Here is a 6,078-nt window from a genome sequence, read left to right on the forward strand (position 1 = left end):
ATCGATGAAGACAATATTTGCTTGAAAGTAATTGAAAAATTTAATTTATCAAATAAGTTAAACGGTGATGCCCCACCCGCTATAAGATGGCAAGAATTATTTTTTACAAAAGAGTACGGAATCGATGATAAGACTAAAATTGAAATGCTAAAAACAATTAAGGATCTATATAAAGATTTCGGTATTGATCTAAAATAGATAAAGCATTAGTTACAAACTTAAAATTAATTACCATTAAAATTAAAAGTTTAATAATTGTAGAATTAGATGATTTTATAAATTTTAATAATAAAAATTGATGAGTAAATTTATAATTAAAGCCGGACCTTATGGAAACGAAATTGTTTTAGGAACAATTACAAAAGAATTATACGAAAAGTATAAAGATGACTCAGTAGCGTTAAGAAAAAGAGTCACTACTACTGGTGAACCAGGTGATTTGAATGAATGGTTTGATATTGATGATATAGATCATGTATACGGTGCTCAAGTTGAGGATGCAGACTCTGATACACAGTTTTTAAGAGTTATTGATCAAGATAAAAACGAGGTATTCAATATTCCACTTGCTGAAGACAAACTTGTAAAAGCAGATATAAATATTGATATACCACAGAAACATGATCACTCAAATGCCATTGACCTATCTAAAAAATATTACTTTTATGGTTTGCAAGGAGAAAAAGGCGAATGGACAAATGAAGATGAACCCATTGAAGCAAAAAGTTTTGAACCTAAAAAATTAACAGTTCATATTGCTAATATGGATGGCATGTATGCGTTGTACGCTATAACCTATAATAAAAAAAAATTTAATTTAAATTGTAATTCACCAACACCTAAATTATTTGACTTTCAAGTCTTAAAAGGTAGTGAATGTGAATGATAAAGGAACAAGTAAATAATAAATTAAATGAAATTAAAAAAAACTAATAGAACTGAAGATAATATACAAAAATATTCCCCACAATGGATGAATAAATATCATAGATGGGTTAAAAAAGGGAAACCTAAAGAATTTACAGTTTACTTACTACACGATAAAAACCTTAAAGTTAAAAAATTAGGAAGAAGTACAAAAATTTGGGCTCGAGTTTTTAATGGTCTAAATCATAGGTATTTTTTTAATTTTAATTTATTAGATTTAAAATACTTTAAGAATAAATCTGAAACTATTATTTATGAAAAGAAACTAAAAAAAATTTTTAAAAAAACACGAGTAGAGGTTTTAACTTATGCTTATAATCAAAGAAAAGATGGTAAAAGTTTAAAACCAAAAGAAACATCAGGAACATTAGCTAATGGTGGAAATGAATGTTATGAGGAAAAAAGCGTTCCTAATTCATTTGCTGAAATAGACAAAATTTTAAATTGAGAATGATTTAATTATATTTTTTATTAGTCTGTCAATTTTTGATTTATCTCTATAATCATTTTTAACTACATGATGTACACGTCCATCCGAAAATAGTTTTTTTGCTATATTAAGAGATTTTTTATTACCTTCCTCATATATACAAATAGATTTACCATTATTTTGATTTAATACATTAAATGTAGGAACATCAGTTTCTCCATCTCCAAAAAAAATTATATTTTCAAAAGGAACATGAACATTATCTCCAAAATATTTCTTTTTATTTACTCCTTCTTGATCACTAACATCGAATGCCCCTTTATGAATTCTATATAAATATTGGACTTTATTTGAATAATTTACTGAAAGTTTTGGCCATATCCCTCTTTTATTTTTATAAATGTATTCGCAGGCATAAACTTTATTAATTTGTTTGATAAACTTACACCCTTCAATCATATCTGTTAGTCCTGAAGAAATTATATAATGTTCTATTTTAACATTATGTTTTTTTCCAAAATTATTAATTCTTTTAAACCAATCGTTTACACCAGGAAATAATTTAAGCTTCTTACCATATTGATTGAAAGTCTTTTTTGAAATTTCAACTCCAGCTTCATACATTTTATTTTCTAGTAACAACAAATATGACAATGTTGGATCTATTTTATTTTTTTTTGAATTTTTGGTTACTTCTGTCCAAAATTTTCCAACATTAATTTTACAATCAGGTATAAGTTTTTGATTTTGCATATATCCTGAGCACAAAGTGCCATCAAAATCATAACAAAGAGCAATTTTATTCATTAATTCTAAAATAGTTTAACTTATGTTAATCTAAAAGAAAAATTAATCACAAAGGGGAATTTATGGGATTTAGATCATTATTTACAAAAGGAGTTGCGGTAACTTCAGCAGGACGTACAAGTCAACACTCTAGAAAAGCATCTTCCTATGCCAAACAAGCTATGAATTGTTTTAGACAGGCAAAATCACTTAAAGCTGAAAAAAAAATAGATAAGATGCTAGACGGGTTAAGTTATCTTTCAAACTCTGTCTTGGAAGTTTCTGATAGCGTTACACCAATTTCTATGATGAATGCAACTACTGCTCTATTAGGAGACAACATCCAAAAAATGATAAATCAAAGCCAATTAAATATCATTAGCACCCTTGGAAATAAAAAAATAAAGAGAGCAAGTAAATGACTTTCATAGAGTGGGATAATGCTTTAGCTGATTTGGCAATTGAATTAGATGAGGCGGCTGAGGCAATGGGTATTGATATGAGTGAGATTGAGAAATGGAAAGAAAAAAATGAAGTCCCTCAAAAAGCAATAGATTGGTTAAATAAATCTAATGATGACCAGCCATAGTATTTGTTCAAGATGTACAAAGAAATTTAACTTAATAAGTGGAAAAAAAATTTCTTACGCAGAAAATATTTTTTATATTTGTAAAGAATGCTTGCCAACTACTAAGGATTGTAAAAGTAAAATTTATCCATTTAAATGGGATTATTTTTGTAGTCCTTGCGAATGGTTTGGTTATGTTGATGAGGTAAAATATTTAAAAGACAAATTGTCTTGTCCAATTTGCAATAATTCAGAACTAGAAATGAATGATGAAAAATAGTTTCTGTGATACGAATACACTTCTATGAAAATTAAATTTGTATTAGGTCCATATGGTTATGAAATTGTATTAGGAAATATATCAGAGCAAGTTTACAATAAATATTGTCAAGACAATGATGCTTTAAGAGATGCTGTAACAGGTTTTGAGGAAGATCCTGTGATTAAGGAATGGTCTGACATGGATGATATAGCTCATAATTATGGACCAGTTTTAGAAGAGGAGGGTACTGATCAATATTTAAAAATTGTAAATGAAAAAAATGAGGAATTATTAAATATACCTTTAACTTTAGATGAAATTCAAAACAAGGGTTTTAATATTAAAGAAGATATCAAACATTCATTAGAAGAAGATTTATCAGATAAATTTTATTTTTTTGGTCAGAGTGGAGAAAAGGGAGAGTGGGAAAATTTAGATCAATTGTTTGAAGTTAATGAATTCAAACCAGGTGAGTTTAATATTCATATTGCAAACTTAGATGGGCTAAAAATAATTTATGCGATTAGTTATAAAGATATGGAAAAAAACCAATTAAGTGTAGAGTCATCTAATCCTAACTTTCAAAATTTTGAAGTAAGAATGGGAGACGATGTTTAAAACAAATTATTTGTAATCTTTTTTTTCTCTTTCAAAAAAACAATTTAGATACTTTTTATCAGGCTCAAAGTTAAAGAATTTTAAAAAACTTTCATTTTTTGGAATTATTAAATTTTTCCATTCTTTATTGTCTTTCCAGGGTTTTTTATTAAAGTAAGTTACATCATCAATATACAATCTCAAAGAATGAACAACTTGATGTTTAATACTCGGATATTTTTTCATATCCTCCATTTCTTTTAGGAATCTTTCAATACCATCCTCATTAAATGTTGCAGGTGTTTGTTTACTAGTGTGAAGACCCGGAGCATAAATTAGATCTTCTCTATAAGTGTTATAAATTTTTTTTATTGCTTTTTTGAATTTTTCATCTGAAAAAAAACTTTTACCAAGTTTTTTTGTCGCTAAATCTCCAAAAAGAAAATTAGCATAATCTTTGGTAAGTTGCATGTAATAAGGAATTTTAAATATTATAAATTTTGTTTTTAAGTGATTCCTAGAAGGGTCACTTAGAACCTCATTTTTTCTCCAATCAGTTAAAATTTTAAAAGAAGATTGGTAGTGATGGTTGCCATTAAATTCAAAAACTACATGTTTATTATCTATTTTAGCATACCAATCGCATCTAAAAGGTTTTGCTAATTTTTTTCCATTTACAATTTCGTGAATATTTAATTCCTTTTTTTTGCTTCCACCTTGGAATTTTTTATCGAAAAAGATCTCTAAACATTTTCCCAACCCATGCTCTAAAGCACCATGATCTTTTATAAACGTTTTTGCATATTTAACATTAACAATCTTATGATAAGAATTATATCTCTCAACTATATTGGTTTTAAGATTACGTTTTAGTTTCATAAGAATTTAATTAAGTATTTAAAAATATTTTCCTATACCATTATAACTAGAATATAACTTTTTCATTTCTCCATTTTTTACTTCAATTACCGATATTAGATCATCATAACCTCGATCTACCAATTCAGCGTCAAGAAATTCTTGCAAAGACTCACCTTTGTAAACGCAATCAATTATAATATTAAAATCAGAATTACCGTATCTTTCATGCTCAATCATTTCTGGAAGTCTTACAGGAACTGATATCTCTTGAAATTGTTCAGAGTCAAATTCTTCTTTATCTTTAAGTTCAAATTCAAATTGAATAGATCCTTTTGATAAACTCAATAAAGTTAAATATAAACCGTCCTCATATATATCTTTTTCTTTTGGAATATGGATCTTTTTATCTTCAAAAACAATTATACCTTCGTTACCTCTGTCACCATTTTCACCATAATTAAACACACCTTCATATTCCTCAAAATTAGTCAAGCCTCCATAAACGATATTTTGTAGATCCTCTACTATCTCCTCTTTACTAGAATATTTTTTGTAGAAAAGTTCTTCTTGTGATTTATCAAACTTACCAAAGACAACTTTACCTGCAGGCTCTGTTTTCATGTAAATTTCTTTATTCACTTTTAAGTCTTTTTTAAATGATTTATCAGCAAATTGAATTGCACTTTCATCTTGTTCTATTGCTGCATCAACGACCTCTTTGTCTTTTTTTAAACTTTCATGAGCAAATTTTAGATTTTGACCACTAATTTTTACTAATTCTAAAATAAATTGTTTATCTTTAGTTAAATTTTCATCTACAATGTAATCTAAAGCGCTAGAGTGGTATTGTCTTAGCGATTCAATAATTACGTCTTTATCATATTTTAAATCCTCGTCTGCATAATCAAACGAACGACCACTACTTTTTACAGCCTCTAAAACAATTTCTTTATTTTTTTTAAATGTATCGTCTACATATTCTAGAGCATCACCATATTGCTTTACTGCCTCATAAACAATTTCTTTATCTTTTTTGAAACTATCTTCAGCAAATTGTATAGCTGAACCCTCACATTTTACTGCAATTAAAACAATCTCTTTCTTTTTTTTAAAACTATCATCAGCATACTCAAGAGCATATCCATCTTTTTTTACCGCTTCTAAAACTATCTCATTATCTTTTCTAAAATTTTCATCAGCATATTGAATAGCTGAGCCATGTTGTTTCACGGCCTCTAAAACTATCTCTCTATCTTTTTTGAAGGCTTCATCCGCATACTCTAGTGCTGCACCATGTGCCTTAACTGCATGTAAAATAACCTCTCTATCCTTAGTTAAACTTTTATCCGCATATGAAATAAGTGTTCCATCGATTTTAATTGCCTCAAGAACTATTTTTTTATCTTTTTTAAAAATTTGATCTACATATTCAATTGCATAACCGTTATTTTTAATGGCTTCTAGAACTATCTTTTCATCTTTCTTTAAACTATCATTTGCAAACTGAATAACTGTACCGTTTTGTTTTACAGCTTCTAAAACTATTTCTTTATCTTTTTTAAATTCATCAGATAAATTCTCTAATTCATAACCAGAGGATTTAACTATTTCTAATGCTTCTTTTTTATCCATATATTTTTATATTTT

10 protein-coding genes are annotated in these 6,078 nt (G+C 27.4%); 7 read left to right on the forward strand and 3 right to left on the reverse strand.

The genetic code is table 11. The annotated features are described in order from the left end of the window. The 3 genes from AMN88_RS04585 to AMN88_RS02415 all read left to right on the forward strand — a co-directional run. Positions 1-198 (forward strand): hypothetical protein (locus AMN88_RS04585; protein WP_179850094.1); only part of this gene is annotated, 198 nt, incomplete at its 5' end. A gap of 100 nt (positions 199-298) precedes the next feature. Beyond that, complete coding sequence (locus tag AMN88_RS02410) at positions 299-886, forward strand: hypothetical protein (RefSeq protein WP_075536254.1); 588 nt, start codon at positions 299-301, stop codon at positions 884-886. Positions 887-913: 27 nt separating this feature from the next. Then, positions 914-1,375, forward strand: a complete 462-nt coding sequence (locus tag AMN88_RS02415) for a hypothetical protein (protein ID WP_075536255.1) — start codon at positions 914-916, stop codon at positions 1,373-1,375. Here AMN88_RS02415 and AMN88_RS02420 read toward each other — a convergent pair. Then, positions 1,367-2,164, reverse strand: coding sequence for a hypothetical protein (locus AMN88_RS02420; RefSeq protein WP_075536256.1), 798 nt, complete (start codon positions 2,162-2,164; stop codon positions 1,367-1,369). The genes AMN88_RS02415 and AMN88_RS02420 overlap by 9 nt on opposite strands. Positions 2,165-2,226: 62 nt before the next feature. Here AMN88_RS02420 and AMN88_RS02425 point away from each other — a divergent pair, with 62 nt between their 5' ends. The 4 genes from AMN88_RS02425 to AMN88_RS02435 are packed head-to-tail and all read left to right on the forward strand — an operon-like array spanning position 2,227 to position 3,591. Then, positions 2,227-2,565 (forward strand): hypothetical protein, encoded by a 339-nt coding sequence (locus AMN88_RS02425; protein ID WP_075536257.1) that lies wholly within the window; start codon positions 2,227-2,229, stop codon positions 2,563-2,565. Next, the gene (locus AMN88_RS04590; protein ID WP_179850095.1) at positions 2,562-2,732 is read left to right on the forward strand and encodes a hypothetical protein; all 171 of its coding nucleotides are present in this window, start codon (positions 2,562-2,564) and stop codon (positions 2,730-2,732) included. Before AMN88_RS02425 ends, AMN88_RS04590 begins: the two co-directional genes overlap by 4 nt. Next, on the forward strand, positions 2,716-2,991 hold the full coding sequence (locus tag AMN88_RS02430; RefSeq protein WP_143323665.1) for a hypothetical protein: 276 nt from the start codon (positions 2,716-2,718) through the stop codon (positions 2,989-2,991). Before AMN88_RS04590 ends, AMN88_RS02430 begins: the two co-directional genes overlap by 17 nt. Positions 2,992-3,015: 24 nt before the next feature. Beyond that, entirely contained in the window at positions 3,016-3,591 is a 576-nt protein-coding gene (locus tag AMN88_RS02435; RefSeq protein ID WP_075536259.1) for a hypothetical protein, read from the forward strand. Positions 3,592-3,597: 6 nt separating this feature from the next. Here AMN88_RS02435 and AMN88_RS02440 read toward each other — a convergent pair whose 3' ends face one another. Both AMN88_RS02440 and AMN88_RS02445 read right to left on the reverse strand, forming a co-directional pair. Continuing rightward, positions 3,598-4,449, reverse strand: coding sequence for a hypothetical protein (locus AMN88_RS02440; protein WP_075536260.1), 852 nt, complete (start codon positions 4,447-4,449; stop codon positions 3,598-3,600). A gap of 18 nt (positions 4,450-4,467) precedes the next feature. Next, a complete protein-coding gene (locus AMN88_RS02445) occupies positions 4,468-6,063 on the reverse strand; it encodes a DUF4116 domain-containing protein (RefSeq protein ID WP_075536261.1) in 1,596 nt (531 codons plus the stop codon). Positions 6,064-6,078 lie beyond the last annotated feature (15 nt).

The organism is Candidatus Pelagibacter communis (assembly GCF_001180165.1).
GTDB classification, from domain to species: Bacteria; Pseudomonadota; Alphaproteobacteria; order Pelagibacterales; family Pelagibacteraceae; genus Pelagibacter; species Pelagibacter ubique_P.